Origin of the sequence: Xanthomonas sp. NCPPB 4467 (genome assembly GCF_041475665.2) — a bacterium.
In the GTDB taxonomy this organism is placed as follows: domain Bacteria; phylum Pseudomonadota; class Gammaproteobacteria; order Xanthomonadales; family Xanthomonadaceae; genus Xanthomonas; species Xanthomonas dyei.
The window spans coordinates 17,871-34,376 of the sequence record NZ_CM191260.1 but is presented as its reverse complement, the minus strand read 5'-3'; the positions used below and the strand labels follow the sequence as shown (position 1 = coordinate 34,376).

13 protein-coding genes and 1 other RNA gene are annotated in these 16,506 nt (G+C 65.2%); 7 read left to right on the top strand and 7 right to left on the bottom strand.

Annotated elements, in window-relative coordinates; all coding sequences use genetic code 11:
* Positions 1–50 precede the first annotated feature (50 nt).
* The gene (locus ACCQ06_RS00150) at positions 51–1,100 is read left to right on the top strand and encodes a glycoside hydrolase family 5 protein (protein ID WP_316689805.1); all 1,050 of its coding nucleotides are present in this window, start codon (positions 51–53) and stop codon (positions 1,098–1,100) included.
* 22 nt (positions 1,101–1,122) lie between these two features.
* Here ACCQ06_RS00150 and ACCQ06_RS00145 read toward each other — a convergent pair.
* Positions 1,123–1,198: non-coding RNA, sX9 sRNA (locus ACCQ06_RS00145), on the bottom strand.
* A gap of 402 nt (positions 1,199–1,600) precedes the next feature.
* Between ACCQ06_RS00145 and ACCQ06_RS00140 the strand changes: the two genes are divergently transcribed.
* Complete coding sequence (locus ACCQ06_RS00140; RefSeq protein ID WP_316689804.1) at positions 1,601–2,713, top strand: glycoside hydrolase family 5 protein; 1,113 nt, start codon at positions 1,601–1,603, stop codon at positions 2,711–2,713.
* A gap of 246 nt (positions 2,714–2,959) precedes the next feature.
* Entirely contained in the window at positions 2,960–3,403 is a 444-nt protein-coding gene (locus ACCQ06_RS00135) for a PepSY domain-containing protein (RefSeq protein ID WP_316689803.1), read from the top strand.
* A gap of 264 nt (positions 3,404–3,667) precedes the next feature.
* Here ACCQ06_RS00135 and ACCQ06_RS00130 read toward each other — a convergent pair whose 3' ends face one another.
* Entirely contained in the window at positions 3,668–5,494 is a 1,827-nt protein-coding gene (locus ACCQ06_RS00130) for a M28 family metallopeptidase (RefSeq protein ID WP_316689802.1), read from the bottom strand.
* Between the two features lie 55 nt (positions 5,495–5,549).
* Entirely contained in the window at positions 5,550–6,206 is a 657-nt protein-coding gene (locus ACCQ06_RS00125; protein WP_316689801.1) for a hypothetical protein, read from the bottom strand.
* A gap of 97 nt (positions 6,207–6,303) precedes the next feature.
* Between ACCQ06_RS00125 and ACCQ06_RS00120 the strand changes: the two genes are divergently transcribed.
* On the top strand, positions 6,304–7,614 hold the full coding sequence (locus ACCQ06_RS00120) for a murein hydrolase activator EnvC family protein (RefSeq protein ID WP_316689800.1): 1,311 nt from the start codon (positions 6,304–6,306) through the stop codon (positions 7,612–7,614).
* A gap of 505 nt (positions 7,615–8,119) precedes the next feature.
* Positions 8,120–9,679 (top strand): S41 family peptidase, encoded by a 1,560-nt coding sequence (locus tag ACCQ06_RS00115; protein ID WP_316689799.1) that lies wholly within the window; start codon positions 8,120–8,122, stop codon positions 9,677–9,679.
* Positions 9,680–10,308: 629 nt separating this feature from the next.
* Here the strand turns inward: ACCQ06_RS00115 and ACCQ06_RS00110 are convergent.
* The 3 genes from ACCQ06_RS00110 to ACCQ06_RS00100 all read right to left on the bottom strand — a co-directional run bounded on the left by ACCQ06_RS00110 (position 10,309) and on the right by ACCQ06_RS00100 (position 12,410).
* Entirely contained in the window at positions 10,309–11,292 is a 984-nt protein-coding gene (locus ACCQ06_RS00110) for a D-2-hydroxyacid dehydrogenase family protein (protein ID WP_316689798.1), read from the bottom strand.
* Entirely contained in the window at positions 11,292–11,609 is a 318-nt protein-coding gene (locus tag ACCQ06_RS00105) for a DUF1820 family protein (RefSeq protein WP_055852962.1), read from the bottom strand. The genes ACCQ06_RS00110 and ACCQ06_RS00105 overlap by 1 nt, the downstream gene beginning before the upstream one ends.
* A 108-nt stretch (positions 11,610–11,717) precedes the next feature.
* Positions 11,718–12,410, bottom strand: coding sequence for a rhomboid family intramembrane serine protease (locus ACCQ06_RS00100; RefSeq protein ID WP_104615560.1), 693 nt, complete (start codon positions 12,408–12,410; stop codon positions 11,718–11,720).
* Positions 12,411–12,628: 218 nt separating this feature from the next.
* On the opposite strand from ACCQ06_RS00100, the gene ACCQ06_RS00095 reads away from it, so the two are divergent.
* Together ACCQ06_RS00095 and ACCQ06_RS00090 are read left to right on the top strand one after the other, a co-directional pair.
* The gene (locus ACCQ06_RS00095; RefSeq protein WP_104615559.1) at positions 12,629–13,969 is read left to right on the top strand and encodes an outer membrane protein transport protein; all 1,341 of its coding nucleotides are present in this window, start codon (positions 12,629–12,631) and stop codon (positions 13,967–13,969) included.
* Between the two features lie 361 nt (positions 13,970–14,330).
* Complete coding sequence (locus tag ACCQ06_RS00090) at positions 14,331–15,032, top strand: 2OG-Fe(II) oxygenase (protein WP_228324948.1); 702 nt, start codon at positions 14,331–14,333, stop codon at positions 15,030–15,032.
* A gap of 265 nt (positions 15,033–15,297) precedes the next feature.
* On the opposite strand, the gene ACCQ06_RS00085 is transcribed toward ACCQ06_RS00090, so the two are convergent.
* Positions 15,298–16,392, bottom strand: a complete 1,095-nt coding sequence (locus ACCQ06_RS00085) for a PA0069 family radical SAM protein (protein WP_316689797.1) — start codon at positions 16,390–16,392, stop codon at positions 15,298–15,300.
* Between the last annotated feature and the right edge of the window lie 114 nt (positions 16,393–16,506).

The following is a 16,506-nucleotide window of genomic DNA, read 5'->3' as shown; positions in this document are numbered from 1 at the left end:
ACAACTGCGATGCAGCGCATCTCCCCCCGTAGATGCTTCAGGAGTTCCCCATGTCCCCCTCCCCCACCTGGCCGCGCCAGCTGCTGTGCTGTGCGCTGGCCGTGCTGTTGCTGGCTGCGCTCCCCCGCGCGCAGGCGCAAGGCGGTGCGCTGCGTTATGCAGGCATCAATCTGTCCGGCGCAGAAATCGCCTCGGCAAAACGCCCCGGCGTCGTCACTGTCGATTATCGCTACCCAACTCCCGGCGAATACCAGCACTTCGCCAACACCGGCATGAACGTGGTGCGACTACCCGTGTTGTGGGAACGGCTGCAACCCAAGCCGCAAGGCGCACTGGACCCCGCACAGCTGGCGCTGATCCAGCAGGCCGTGGCCAACGCCAAGGCCGCGCACATGGTGTTGATCGTGGATATCCACAACTACGCCAAATATTACGGGCAGAAGATCGGCACCCAGCGCGTGCCGATCAGTACCTTCACCGACCTGTGGAAGCGGTTGGCGGTGGCCTTCAAGAACGATAACGCGGTGATCTTCGGGCTGATGAACGAGCCCTACGACATTGCGCCGCAGAACTGGGCCGCTGCCGCGCAGGCAGCGATCGACGGCATCCGCGCCACCGGCGCCAACAACCTGATCCTGGTGCCTGGGGCGCTGTGGTCCGGAGCGCACAGTTGGTATTCCACCGTCGCCGGGCAATCCAATGCTGTGGCACTGGCCACGATCCACGACCCGCTCAACCGCTACGCCGTCGAGGCGCACCAGTATCTGGATACCGACTCCAGCGGCACCAGCGCCGGCTGTGTGAGCGCTACCATCGGTGCGGAGCGCTTGCGCAGTTTTACCGCTTGGCTGCGTCTCCAGCGCAAGCGTGGATTCTTGGGTGAATTTGGCGCATCAACCAACCCGACCTGCATGCGCGCGCTCGATGGCATGCTGCGGTATCTGGAGGCCAACCGCGATGTCTGGCTGGGTTCCAGCGTGTGGGCGGCCGGCGCCTGGTGGCGTGCCGATTACCCCTTCAACCTGCAGCCCGATAGCAGCGGACGCGACAAACCGCAGATGTCCATCTTGAGTGCGCATGCGCGTCGCATCGCACGCTGATTCACGTCAGCCCGCTTGGAGCGATCCGTAAAACGTAACGAGCGATTGCCAAGCGGGTGGTGCTGGCGCATCGGAACCGGCGTGTCAGGGTGGGACACGCCGATTTCCGGCTCCGGCCGCGCCGGTTTGGTAGGCGCATCTTTGTTTCATGAGTCACTTTATCAGCGATGCCGTGCTCGCGACGGCATCGTGTTTATTGACATGCCGCATGGCCGCGCCGCTGCGATGGCGCCACACAACTGACGCATCGCCCAATAACGCCGGTATCTCGGCACATACCCCTACGTATCCGGCCAATACCGCAGGCTGGTGATAACCGGCATGCACGCATACACCGTTTTCTTGCGCATTCAGTGCGCAGTAGTTCGCATTTCGCGACTAAATGCCTGAAATGTCACGATTTGGCACACGTGATGCATTGCAACAGGCAGATGCAGCGCACCTCGCGCCGATCGCACGCCATTGGGGCGGCGATGCATCTACCCGCCAGGAGTTGCTTCATGTCACGTCCTTCTTTCTCACTACGCCACCTTGCCCTGTGCGCCTTGTGTTTCATGTTGCTGGCCGGGCTGTCGTCCGCGCATGCACAAACACATGCACTGACTTATGCCGGCGTCAATTTGTCCGGCGCCGAATTCGCATCCTCCAAAAAACCCGGCGTACTCAATAAGGACTATATGTACGCCTCGGCCGGCGATTACACGTATTTCGCCGGCGTCGGAATGAATACGATCCGCTTGCCCATCTTGTGGGAACGTCTGCAACCCAGCGCGCGCAGCGAACTGGATCCGGCGCAGCTGGCGCTGGTGCAACAGGCGGTGGCGCGCGCCAAGGCCGCAGGCATGTATCTGGTGATCGATATCCACAATTACGCCAAGTATTACGGTTACAGGATTGGCGGACCGGAAGTACCGGTGGCCACCTTTACCGACCTGTGGCGCCGTCTTGCGCTGGCATTCAATGGCGACAACACGGTGATCTTCGGGCTGATGAACGAGCCCAACAATATCTCGTCAAGCGAATGGGCCAGCACCGCGCAGGCCGCCATCGATGCGATTCGCAGGACAGGTGCCAATAATCTGATCCTGGTGCCCGGCGCCTTGTGGACCGGGGCGCACAGCTGGTATTCGCCCACCAGCGATGGCTACTCCAACGCCACCGCGCTGGCGGCCATCAAGGATCCGCTCAACCGCTACGCATTCGAAGTGCATCAGTATCTGGACGCCGATTCCAGCGGCACTAGCAGCGTGTGCGTCAGCTCCACTGTCGGCGCCGAGCGTTTGCGCAATTTCACCGCATGGCTGCGCACCAATGGCAAGCGCGGCTTTCTGGCCGAGTTCGGTACCGCCAATAACCAGGTCTGCAATGAGGCGCTGCGAGGCATGCTCGGCTACATGGAAAGCAATGCCGACGTGTGGTTGGGTTGGACGTGGTGGGCGGCCGGTTCGTGGTGGAACCTGTCCTACGCATACAACGTGCATCCGAACAAGGACGGCACCGACAAACCGCAGATGACGATCCTTTCGCCACAGGCCGCACGCGCAACCCGTGCACCCGGCACTGCCGCTGCACGTCTGGCTGCACCCGCACCTGCGGCGCGCACAACGCGCTGAACACGCGATATGACAAGCCGCCGCAAGGCGGCTTTTTTCATTGGATGACTTGAGCGGCGGTGGTCGACATCTGTCATGCGATGCCGACGCACTGAAACCGGAATGTCAATCCAGAGTGCAGGAGCGATGAAGAGCGACCGCGATTTTTCAGTTAACTGAATTTTTCTCACTGAATCGTCGATGTTTTCACCCCGCCACGATCCCGCGGCGGCCAGCATGGTCGCACTTCACAGTAGGAGCCTACCCATGGCACATCGCATGATGACCACCGCACTGATCGGCGCATTGACGCTTGTTTCGCAGGGTGCGTTTGCGCAAGACGCCGCAAAGCCGGCCAAGGCGCTCACCTCCAACGAGGTGACCAGCATGTTGACCGCCAAGGGCTACACCAAGGTGCACGACGTCAAGTTCGAGCACGGCGTGTGGACCGCCGATGCCCGTAGCGGCGATGGCAAGGATGTGGATGTGCACATCGATCCTGTCACTGGCCGCGTCTATGGCGACCAGACCACGTCGCGACTGAACGACGCCGACGTGCGTGCGGCACTGTCCACCGGCGGCTATGCGGACGTGCACGACCTCAAGTTCAAGGACGGCCTGTGGAAGACCGATGCAAAGCGCAACGGGCAGAAGGTTGAGTTGCACGTGGATCCCGACGACGGGCACGTGGTCAGCGTCGACAACGACTGAGTGTGTTTGAGCGCGGGTGCGTCGGGCGGGCAGGGCAGTGCGCTGGTTGCGCTGCTTGATGACCAGCAGTTGCAGCCCGCACCGTATCGATGCAGATTCTGGCGACGCCAGCGTGTGTGCCAGCCGGCGCTCCATTGCTAACCATTGCGCATCGCTAACCACCAAGCACGACTGAAAACAAAGGGCCTCCAATTGGAGGCCCTTTGTCTCGCGCGCCACTCGCTTCAGCTGCCAGCGCCTGCACCACAGCGCGCGCAGCATCCCTCACCGCGCAGGCGCGGCGTTCTTTGCATCTGCCTGCTTGGCATTGTTTGGCTTCGCATTCTTAGGATCGGTGTTGCCTGCGGCCGGCTGCGCTGCCGCGGCGCCTGCGCCCGGCTTGCCGGCCAGCATGCGGTCGCGTGCGGCCTTGAACGGGTTGCCGGGGTACCAATTGGGCCAGCTATCGCCAGCGGCGACTTGCTTGCCGACACCGTACACCGCTTGCAGATCTTCGATGGTGCCGTCGAGCTTCCAGGTGGCCGCATCGTACTCGTCGCCCGGCGCGTGATAGCGATTGCGGCCGTAATCCTGGGCGGCCGCACGTCCGGCTGCGGTGCCACCGTCGCGCAGGTCTTCGCCACCATCGGCATACAGCGCCGGCACGCCGGCCTTGGCGAAGTTGAAGTGGTCCGAGCGGAAGTACGAGCCGCTTTCCGGCGTGGCCTCGGCGTGCAGCGTGCGGCCCTGCATCGCGGCGATCGGCTTGAGAATGTCTTCCAGTTCCGAGCTGCCCATGCCCACCACGGTGACATCGCGTGCGCGCCCGGCCACCGACATCGCGTCCAGGTTGATCACCGCAGCGATCTTGTCCAAAGGGAAGCTCGGGTTGGCCACGTAGTACTTGGAGCCGAGCAAACCGGATTCTTCCAGCGTCACTGCCACAAACACCACCGAGCGCGCCGGCTTGGGGTCCTGATGCGCAAAGGCATCGGCGATTTCCAGGATGCCGGCCACGCCGGTGGCGTTGTCCACCGCGCCGTTGTAGATGTTGTCGCCGCTCTCGCCTGGATGTTTGCCCAGGTGATCCCAGTGCGCCATGTACAGCACCGCCTCGTCTGCGTGGCTGCTGCCGGGCAGCACACCGACCACGTTGCGCGAGGTCTTTTCGGCGATGCTGCTCTTCAGGTCCACCGACCAGTTGGCCTTCAGCGGCACCGGCTTGAAGCCGCGCTTGCTGGCGTCCTTGTAGGCCTGCGCCAGGTCCAGCCCGGCGTTGGCGAACAATTGCTTGGCGGTGTCGGCGCTGATCCAGCCCTGTACCGGCAGGCGCGGATCCGGGTCGTCCTTGGCCGGCAGATCGTATTGCGGGCCGGACCAGGAGTTTTTGACCACGTCCCAGCCGTAGCTGGCACCGGGCGTGTCGTGCACGATCAACGCCGCCGCTGCGCCCTTGCGCGCGGCCTCTTCGAATTTGTAGGTCCAGCGCCCGTAATAGGTCATGCGCTTGCCGTCGAACAACTTGGCATCGCCGGTATGGAAGCCCGGGTCGTTGACGAACATCACCACCGTCTTGCCTTTCCAGTCCTGGCCGGCGTAATCGTTCCATTGTTGCTCGGGCGCATCCACGCCGTAGCCGACGAAGACCAGCTCGCTATTGTCCAGCTTGACCTCGGGCTGGCCGGTGCGCGTGCCCACCACGATGTCGGTGCCGAAGGCGAGGGTGCGGGTCTGCTCGCCGCTGCGCAGGCTGGGCGCGGTGCCCGCATCGGCGGTGGTTTCCACCATCGGCACTTCCTGGAACCAGCTATCGCCATTGCCCGGCTGCAAGCCGATGCGCTGCATCTGGTCGCGGATATAGGTCACGGTCTTTTCTTCGCCGGGCGTACCCGGGCCGCGTCCTTCGAAGTCGTCCGACGCCAGCGTCTTGACCAGCTCGGCAAAGTCGCCGCTGGTCAGCTCCGGCGAGAACGCGTGCCGGCTGACCGGTGCGCTGGGCGTGGTATCGGCTGGCGCTTGCACGGCCGGTGCAGACGGCGTGTCGGCCGATTCGCGTTTGCAACCGGCCAGGGCCAGGGTCGCGGCCAGGCACAACAGGATCTTGCGGGGCATCGGAACTCCTCGTGCAGCGGAGTCCCGATCTTAGAACGTGCGCGTGGTGAGCGCGTCAGTCCTTGGGTGCCACGTCCGACTCGAAGCTGCGTGCGGTGGCACCGGTGACCGCGCCGATCTTGGCGGTGCGATGCACGTACAGATCTACATCGCGCTCGAAGTGGAGCGGCCCATCGACCACCGCCTTGGGGCCGATCACCACGCGCGGTTTGCGCGAGGGCTTGAAGGAAAAGCTGAAGTTCGGCTTGGTCACCTCGATGCCGCCATGCACATGCGAACCCACGCCCACGGTGATGTCGCCATTGACCGTCTCGATGTCCTTGCCGAGGTCGGTTTCGACCAGGCCGATACTGCCGTTGACCGTTTCCACGCCACCGCTGACCTGGCTGCCGCGCTCGACCAACACGCTGCCGTTGACAGTTTCCAGCCCACCGGAGACGGTGACCTTCTGGCCCAGCGAAATCGCGCCGTTGACCGTGGACACGCCGCCAGTGCGGGCACCATCGCCGATCGTGATTTTGCCGTTGACCGTTTCCACATCCCTGGTCTGCGCACCGGCGCCGATCTCGATGGAGCCGTTGACCGTTTCCAGGCCGCCGTAGGTCTTGCCGGCCTCGGCGCTGATGCTGCCGTTGACCTTGCTGATGCCCTCATCGGCCCAGGCGGTTGAGCCGGCCAGGGACAATGCCAGGAGGAGATACTGGAGCTTCATGCTGAACCTCGCGCGGTGGCGGCTGTCTTGGGCGTGGCGGCGATCACACCATGCTTGGCTACAATCGCGCACCTGCCTGAAGTCACTGGATCGTTCGTTGCCCCTTTCGCCCGCACCGCTGCCGCGTCCGCCGCTCGTCTCCGTCTCCGTCTCCGCCACCGGCGTCGGGCGCAGCTGGCTGGCCGCGAGCGTGCTGGCTTGCATGCTGCTCGGCAGCGCCGGCGCGGGCGCGCAAAACCAGCGCGAGACCGAGCGCAAGCTGCAGCAGCTGCGCGATGAGCTCAAGACCATCAGCGCCGACCGGCGCGAGCTGGAAGGCAAGCGCGGCACCGCCGCGCAGCAACTGCGCCAGGCCGACGAAAAGGTCGCCAAGACCTCGCGCGCCCTGAGCGAAACCGAAGCGGCGATGCGTGCACAGGAACAACATCTATCCACGTTGCAACAGGAGCGCGCGCAATTGCAGCGCGGCCTGCAGAACCAGCGCGCGCAGCTGGCCGCATTGTTGCGCGCCGCCGATCAGGTGGGCCGCAACGCGCCGTTGAAGGTGCTGCTGTCGCAGGACACGGTGGGCGATGCCAACCGCATGCTCGCCGATCACCGCTACGTGCAGAACGCACGTGCGCAGCGGATCCACGCGCTGACCACGCAGCTGGATGCGCTGACCAAGGTGGAACAGGACATCGCCACCCGGCGCCAGGCGCTGGACGCCGCGCGCGCGCAGCAAAAGGCGCAGGCTGCCACCTTGCAGAAGGACCGCTCGCAGCAGGCGGCCACCGTGGCGCAGCTGGACGATCGCTACAAACAACGTGCCGAGCGCGAAAAGGCGCTGGGCCAGGATGCCAAGTCGCTGGAGCAACTGCTCGCCAATTTGCGCGCGGCCGCGGCCAAGGCCGAAGCCGAACGCCGCGCCGCCGCCAAGCGCGCGGCCGCCGAAGCCGCCGCGCAGGCCAAACGCGGCAAGACCGATCGCCCGGAGCGTCCCGGCAAGACCCCGCCCAAGGTCATCGCCAGCGCGCCGGCGCCCAAGGTCGGTGGGCTCAGCTGGCCGGTGGCGGGCAATCTGCTGGCACGCTTCAACGCCACACTGCCCGACGGTCACACCAGCAAGGGCGTGCTGATCGGCGCGCCCAAGGGCAGCACGGTCACCGCGGTAGCCGACGGCACGGTGGTGTTTTCCGACTGGATGACCGGCTACGGCATGATCCTGATCGTGGACCACGGCAACGGCTACATGAGCCTGTACGCGCACAACGACACCTTGCTGCGCGATGCCGGTGCGGCGATCAAACGCGGCGAAGCGGTGGCCAAGGTCGGCAGTTCGGGCGGGCAGGGCGTGCCGGCGCTGTACTTCGAATTGCGGCGCAATGGGCAGCCTGTCGACCCGTCGAGTTGGTTGCAGCGGCGCTGATCGCTGCGTGCGTGCGCGTGTCCAGACACTGGGCATCGCACAGATCGCTCACGCACGGCCGGTCGTTGCCGTACTCGCTGATCAGCGTCGGTTCGGTGTCGCGTAGGGTCCGGTCATCGCATCGACCAGGCGCTGCTCGCCAGCGTGTTGGGGCGGCATCGCACCGATGCAGCGTGTTTGGCCGCTGCGCCATGCCACCAATCCCGCAGGATCTTGCAGCGCGGCGGTGTGCGGAGACGCACCGGGGCAGTGCCTGACACCGCGTTCTGTCGCCGACGGATAGATGCAGCCAGATCCCCATGCGCTGCACGCGGGCCGCACGCGGATGGCAGCGACCGGCCGGCGCCAAGGCCTGGCACCTCCACGTTTGTATGGCCTGCCCGCTGGCCGCAACCGAACGGCCCCTGCAACCTGCGCGCAATTCAACGCGGATTTACCGCTGCTTCGCGCATAATCCGCTCAGCTCCGTCGTGCGGGGCGTCTTATCTCTTTGTCGGAGTGCTTCATGCGCGTAGCCGTCCTGTCCGTTGCCCTGTCGCTGGCCTTGTTCGCGTCGCCTGGTTGGGCGCAGACCGCCCGTCCCGCCGCCGCCGCCCAGGCCACTGCGGACGATCCGGAAGCCAATGAAGCCGCCGTCTCCAAGGTGCCGCTCGACGAAATCCGCCGCTTCGTGGCGGTGTACAACGCGGTCAAGCAGGCCTACGTCGACCCGGTCGAAGACAAGAAGCTGATGCACGCTGCGGTGCGCGGCCTGCTCTCGGACCTGGACCCGCACAGCACCTACTTCGACAAGGAAGATGCCGAAGCCTTCGACGAACAGGCTACCGGCGCCTATGACGGCATCGGCGTGGAGCTGCTGCAGCAACAGGACAACACGCTCAAGGTAATCGCGCCGATCGACGACACCCCGGCTGCGCGTGCCGGCATTCGCGCAGGCGATGTGATCGTGGCCATCGACGGCAAGCCGATCGATGCCAGCAAGGCGATGGAACCGCTGCGCGGCGAATCCGGCAGCAAGGTCACCCTGACCATCGTGCGCGACAAGACGCCCAAGCCGTTCGATGTGACCCTGCAGCGCCAGACCATCCGCGTGGCCAGCGTGCGCAGCAAGCTGCTGGAGCCGGGCTACGGCTACATCCGTATCAGCACCTTCCAGGCCGATACCGGCGCCGATTTCCAGAAAAACCTCAAGCAGCTGCAGGCCGGCGGAAAACTGCGCGGGCTGGTACTGGATCTGCGCAGCAACCCGGGCGGTCTGCTGACCTCGGCCGTGCAGGTGGCCGACGATCTGCTCGACAAGGGCAACATCGTCAGCACCCGCGGGCGGATTTCGATCAGCGACGCCAAGTTCGATGCCACCCCGGGCGACCTGCTCGGCGGCGCACCGGTGGTGGTGCTGGTGGACGCCGGCTCGGCCAGCGCGTCGGAAGTGCTGGCCGGCGCGCTGCGCGACAACCAGCGCGCGCGCATCATCGGCAGCCGCACCTTCGGCAAGGGCTCGGTGCAGACCGTGCTGCCGCTGGACAACGGCGACTCGGTCAAGCTCACCACCGCGCGTTATTACACGCCCAGCGGCAAGTCGATCCAGGCCAGCGGCATCGTGCCGGAAGTGCAACTCATGCCCGAACCGCAGCCGGGCGACGCCGACGTGCCGGCCAGCCTGACCGACTACAGCGAAGCCACCTTGCCGGGGCACCTGCGCGGCGACGACGAAGGCGAAGAAGGCTATAGCGCCGGCGATGTGCTGCCGGGCGACGGCCCGATTGCTGCAGCGCTGTCCGAACTCAAGCAGCCCGGCTCGGCCGCCAAGGCGCAGGCCGCGCTCAAGGCAAAAGCCCAGGCCGCGCAAAAGGCGAGGGCAGCCACCAAGGCGGCCGCCGAGCCCAAGCCGGCAGCAGCGCATCCGGCGGCGACCGACAAGGCCAAGCCAACCGACCCAGCCAAGCCGGCAGCGCCAAAGGAAAAAAACACGCCAGCCACCCCAGCTGACCCGGCCAAGCCCGCAGCACCTGCCGAACCGGCCGCGCCTACGGATACGCCGGCACCGGTCGAACCGACCAAATAAGCGGCGCGAAAAGATGCGTGTGCGATCGGCGCTATGCAGATCGCACGCCTGCCACCGGCCGCGTGTGCGCCAGTGTGTGCAGCCCGTCCGATCAAACCTGGCGTCGCATTGCAGAACAGGCAGCGCGCTCTGCGGGTATCGCGTTTGACGCTGCATCGTTTGATGACTGCCGTAATGGCTGCAGTGCAGAACACGCGCACGACGCGGCGTATCCCGAATGTTCGTCATCGTGTGAGTGAGTGGCAGCGCCAGTCACTGGCGGAATGCTGCTTTTGCTAGAGGCGCTATCGCCATTCCGGACGGAATGTCGCTGCACGCTACGCGTGGATATTTGCGCGGAAACAATCGCGCGTTTGCGCGCCTGCTCGGCAGAAACAGCGCGTTCGATCCGGCGCATTCGTCGTTCAATCACTCGCTCAGAGCTGCATTGATCGCGCAATCGTCGCTCTTTGCAGGTCGACCGGTTGCATGGGCATGCCTGTGGCCTGCAGCACCGTGTCGGACGCTGGTTGAAGCCCGACCCAATCCAGCGCGCTTGCAACCCTGTCCATGCTTTCCTGTGCGCGTCGCTGCGCCTTCGCGTGCGTAGTTCTTAGCGGATGCATATTCGACTCACCAAGCAAAACGCGCTAGCGCGTCATCGCCAACACTTCAGGATTGACCAGATTGCGCGGGGTGCCGGCGGCAAAGGCAAGCACATTATCGAAGGCCGCTTCGAAATACAGTGCGTAGCTGTCGCGCTCCACATACCCCAGGTGCGGTGTGGCCAGCACGCGCGGGTGCTGCAGGAGCGGGTCGCGCGGGTCCACCGGCTCGCGCTCGAACACATCCACCGCCGCCTGCCCGGGCCGGCCGGCATCCAGTGCGGCCAGCAATGCACCGGGGGCGAGTAATTCGGCACGGCTGGTGTTGATCAGCAAGGCATCGGAGCGCATGCGGCCCAGGTCTTGCGCAGTCACCTGATAGCGCGTCTGCGCGGTGAGCCGGCGATGCAGCGACAGCACATCGCTGCGCTCGAACAGCTCCTGGCGACTGGCCGCAATCGCGTATCCATCGCGCGCCGCCTGCGCGCACGATGCTTCGCCGCCCCACACCAGCACCTGCATGCCGAACGCGCGCCCGAACCCGGCCACGCGTTGACCGATGCGCCCATAGCTCCAGATCCCCAGCGTGCGCCCATGCAGCGATCGGCCCAGGCCGGGGTCGCCAATCGCTTGCCAGCGGCCCTGGTGCAACGCGCGCTGATACTCGGTCAGGCGGCGGCTGGCCGACAGGATCAGCGCCCAGGTCAGCTCGGCCGGCGCCACCGGCGAACCGACACCTTCGGCCACCGCCACCCCGAACTCGGTGCACGCGGCCACATCCACATGCGTGCCCACGCGTCCGGTCTGACTGATCAGCTTGAGCCGCGGCAACCGCCGCAACAGCGTCGCATCCACGCGGGTGCGCTCGCGGATCAGCACCAGCGCATCGGCTTCGACCAGGCGCTCGGCCCATTCGTTGGGATCGGTGGCCAATGCACCGAGCACCTGCACATCGTGGCCCTGCAGCCGCTGCAGACAGGGCAGCTGACGCACTGCGCCCTGGTAATCGTCGGGCACCAGGATGCGCATCAACGTGGCTTGGTCGGCACCGGAAAGGCCACCACCTTGTCGCCGGTGGTGGCATCGCGGATCACCGACTGGCCTTTCTTTTCCACTTCTTCGATACGCACGATGCTCTGCATCGGCAGGTGCAGGGTCTTGGTATTGCCAAACTCTTCGCGCAGGCGTTCTTCGGTGGGATCCACCACCAGGCCGTCGTGCACGTCGAACACCAGCTCGCCGATCTGGTTGAAGCCCCACAGATGGCTGCCGGTCACTTCGTGCGCGTAGAGCTCGTACACCTTGCCGTGATTGAGAAAGGTGACTTTGTACAAGGGCTTGGACATGCGCCGATTATAGGCGCGCCATCGCGATGGACGCAGCGTACGCGCGTTGGCCTGCCACACGCGCACGCGTCGCCACACGTCCGCGTCCCCGATGCGTCGCTTGCCGCGCTAAAACCCGTGGCGCTTGCGCAAGCGTCGCGCGATGGCCGCACGCACGTACAGCCCGTAGACGATGCCGAACAGGAAGCCGGCGATGTGCGCCGACCACGCCACCATGCCGAACGCCGGGCCGATGTAGGCGAACACCACCTGCAGCAGTGCCCAGGCACCGATCAGCAACGGTGCCGGCACGCGGATGAATTCCAGAAAGACCCCCAGCGGCAGCACCACGCCCAGCTTGGCGCCGGGGAACAACGCCAGGTAGGTACCGATCAACGCCGACACCGCGCCGGAGGCGCCGATGATCACCCGGTCCGGCGTGCCGATCGCAAAGATCGCCGCCAGGTTGGAGGCCGCGCCGCCCACCAGAAACAGCAGCAGCAAGCGCCACGGCCCCAGGATGCGCTCGGCCGGCAGCCCGAAGATCAGCAGGAACACCAGGTTGCCGAGCAGATGCGACCAATCCGCGTGCAGGAACAACGCCGTGAACAGCCGCAGCACGCTGCCATCGCGCAAGGTCGCCCACCAGTCGCCCAGATTGGAGACGCCGCTGGACAGCGCGCCCCAGTCCAGCCACAGCGTATTGCGCGCTTCGCCCGGCCGGCTGATCGACCACAGATAGGCCAGCCACACCGTGGCGAACAACAGCGGCACCGCCCAGCGCGGGGTGGGTTTCTTGCGGGAGGGGAGGGAAACGAACATCGGAGACGCACAATAGCCGGTCCACGGGCCTGAACCCAGCCCCAACCCAACCGCGTGTTCAGGACGCAAGTCGTTATTGTTCGGTTAATCGTGGTGGGTATACTGCGTACGGCGTCGTATGTCGGGGGGGGGTCTCCGGCGCGCTCCAGGCACTGGATTGGTGCTGGGCGCGGGCGCTGAACCGACCATTGCAGTCTTTATCCGGAGAGCTACAACTCATGTCTACCGCTTCCACTCTGAGCCGCGCCACCCTGCTGGCTGTTGGTATCGCTGGCGTTCTGGCCGTTGGCCAGGCGCACGGCGCCGCATTCCAGCTCAAGGAAAACAGCGCCAAGGGCCTCGGCCGCGCATTCGCAGGTTCGGGCAGCGCCCCGGACGACGCCTCGATCATCGTCAACAACCCGGCCGGCATGCGCCAGCTGGACGGTCGCCTGTTCCAGGCCGACGTCAGCGCCATCCACTTCTCGGCCAAGTTCACGCCCGAGAGCGGCAACTACGCCAACGGCGCCCCGGTCTCCGGCGGCAACGGCGGCGACGCTGGCACCATCGCGCCGGTCCCGGCGATGTATTTCCACCTGCCGTTCGGCGAGAACAACAACATGCACCTGGGCACCTCGCTCACCGTGCCGTTCGGCTTCAAGACCGAATACGACCGTGACTGGGTGGGCCGCTACCACGGCACCAAGACCGAGCTGCAGGCGATCGACTTCAACGTCGCGTTCTCCTACGACGTGAACCCGTACGTGTCCTTCGGCGCCTCGGTGTTCGCCGAACGTCTGGATATCGATCTGGCCAATGCCGTGGACTTCGGCAGCATCCTTGCCGCGCGCCGCGTGCCGGGCTTTGCGCCGGGCAGCGCCGACGGCTACTCGCGCATCAAGGGCGACAGCACCGAAGTGGGCTTCACCCTCGGTGGCTTGTTCAGCATCGACGAGAACACCCACATCGGCTTCAGCTACCGCTCGGAAGTGGAGCACAAGATCACCGACGGCGATGCCGACTTCACCACGCCGGGCAATGCCGCTGCCGTGCTTGCCCGCGCCGCACCGGGCACCTTCATCGACACCAAGGGTCGCGCCACGGTCAAGCTGCCCGCCAGCGCCACCGCCAGCTTCACGCATAACGTGAACGAGCAGTGGTCGATCATGGCCGACGTCACCCGCACCGCCTGGAGCAAGTTCGACCAGGTGACCGTGGACTTCGCCTCCAACCAGCCCGACAGCGTGCTGGACTTCTCCTACCGCGACACCACCTTCGCCTCGATCGGTGCCGACTACCGCATGAGCGACACGCTGACTCTGCGTGGCGGCCTGGCCTACGACCAGACCCCGACCACCGCCGAGCACCGTGACGTGCGCGTGCCCGATTCCAGCCGCAAGTGGGTCTCGCTGGGTCTGAGCTGGCGTCCGTCGCAGCAGGCCGAATACAACTTCGGTTACACCCATCTGTTTGTCAGCGACCCCACCAGCGACACCCGCAGCGCCACCGGCGACCGCCTGGCGGGTAGCTACGATGTGCAGGGCAACATCCTGGCTGCCTCGATCAACTACAAGTTCTGATCGTCGCAAACCGCGTTGTGTGAAGAAAAACCCCGCTTCGGCGGGGTTTTTCTTTGGGGGCTGTGTGTTGGCATGGTGCGTGGGCACACTGGGCGGCTGGGCCGATAAGCTGCATCGACGGACGCGTTGCGCGGTGATCTTGTTGCTGGCCGTTTTGGGGCTACGTCATCTCCGCAATCACAGCGCGACGCCGCCGACCTAACAAAGCGACGGCGATCAGTGATGGGCGACATTCCGCCGACGCAGCACGGTGATCGAAGGCGCGCGGACTTCCGAGCGTCAATGCATGAGGCTCGACGCATTGGAAATCCTTTGATCACGCTGCTTACCGCAGCGCGTTTACATTGCTATGGTCGTGCGCATGAGCCAACCCGACTTTATCCAGATCACCGACAACGCCATCTCTGCCGCCGATTGCGCCGCGATCGTGCAGCGCATGCGCGACAGTCAGCAGCTGCATCCGGGCCGCATCGGTGGCGGCGTGTTTCCCGAACTCAAACACAGCCGCGATCTACGCATCAGCGGTGTGGCCGAGTGGGCCGAAGTGGAAAGCCGCCTGCAACAGGCGGTGTTCGACGGTGTGCTGACCTATCTGCGCCAGTATCCGCAGGCGCTGATCTCGCCGTTGATGCTGCAGGTCACCACCGCCGACGGTACACCGCATCGGCTGGTGGCCGAGGACATCGCGCAGATGAGCGACCAGGCGCTGGGCGATCTGGCGCGCACTTGCCTGCGTCCGGGCGCGATCAATCTGCAGTGGTACACCGCCGACCAGGGCGGCTACCCGTATTGGCATTGCGAGCTGTATCCACGCGATGCCAGCGCCGACACGCTGCATCGGCACCTGCTGTGGACGCTGTATCTCAACGAGGACTTCGAGCAGGGCGAAACCGAATTCCTGTTCCAGCAACGCAAGGCCCGCCCGCGCACCGGCAGCCTGTTGATCGCCCCCACTGCCTTCACCCACACCCACCGCGGCAACCGCCCGGTCGGCGGCGACAAGTTCATCGCCACCAGCTGGATCCTGTTCCAATCGGCGCAGGCGCTTTACGGCGGGGAATAGGGAATCGGGAGTGGGGAATCGCAACGGCAACAGCGGCGCGTCGTTGCTGTTGCCTGGCGGCTTTCATTCCTATGGCTGATTGCTACTGCCAGAACAGCCGTCTTGGGTTGATCCGCGTGTCTGCGCGAGTGACAACAGCACGTTCATCGCGATCAACCAGATCGCCCCAGACATTGCAGACGTTTCATATCAGCCAAGCGGAACTGATCGGTAGAAGCGCCACTGCCGTTGCGAATCCCAAATCCCAACTCCCCAATCCCGGCAGCTAAAACAACTGCCCCTGCGGCGAGTCGGGTACCGGCTTGGCCGGGGCGGCAGGGCGGCGGAAGGCGCTGCAGTCCAGTGCCGGCATCGCGCGCGTCTCGAATCCTGCGCGGCGATGCGCGAGCGCAAAGCGGCGCGCCAGCAGATCGGCATACACGCCTTGCCCACGCAAGCGGGTGCCGAAGCTGCTGGCGTAATCCTTGCCGCCGCGGAGCTGCTGGATGGTGCTCATCACATGCGCGGCGCGCTGCGGGTGATGGGTCTGCAGCCAGTCGCGGAACAAGGGCGCCACTTCGTGCGGCAGCCGCAGCAGCACATAGCCGGCACTGCTCGCACCCGCGTCGGCAGCGGCCTGCAGAATCGCTTCCAGCTCATGGTCGTTGATCCACGGGATCACCGGCGCGGCCATCACGCCCACCGGCACGCCGGCCTCGTGCAGGGTGCGCATCGCGCGCAGACGCGCATGCGGTGCGGAGGCACGCGGCTCCAGCTTGGCCGACACCTGCGGGTCCAGCGTGGTCACCGAAAAATACACGTTGACCAAATTCTCGCGCGCCAACGGTGCAAGCAGATCCAGATCGCGTGTCACCAACGCATTTTTGGTGATCAGCGTGAACGGGTGCCGCGTTTCCCACAGTACTTCGATCAATTGCCGCGTCAGTGCGCGCTTGCGCTCGATCGGCTGATACGCATCGGTGTTGATGCCCAGCGCGATCGGGCTGGGCACATAGCTTGGCCGCGCCAACTCGCGCCGCAGCAGGTCCGGCGCGTTGGTCTTGGCGAACAGCTTGGTCTCGAAATCCAGCCCGGGCGACAGATTGAGATACGCGTGCGAGGGCCGCGCAAAGCAGTAACTGCAGCCGTGCTCGCAGCCGCGATACGGGTTGACCGATTGCGAGAAGCCGATGTCCGGCGACTGGTTGCGGCTGATGATGCTGCGCGCGGTCTCCTCCGTGACCTGCGTGCGCAGCACGCCTGCAGCGAACTCCTCGCTGTCGTCCACGTGCCAGCCATCGTCCACAGCCTGCTCGGTGGTGACCTCGAACCGTCCGGGCAGATAACCGGTCGCACCCCGGCCCTTGATTGCGCTTGCCATCGACGCATCGTACGGCCGGCAGGTCTCATACGCCGCGACCAGGCGTTCGACACAATGAAGCTTTCAGGCCGGTGTCGATGCGCCACCGCATTGGCGCCACGGTCATCGCAGCAA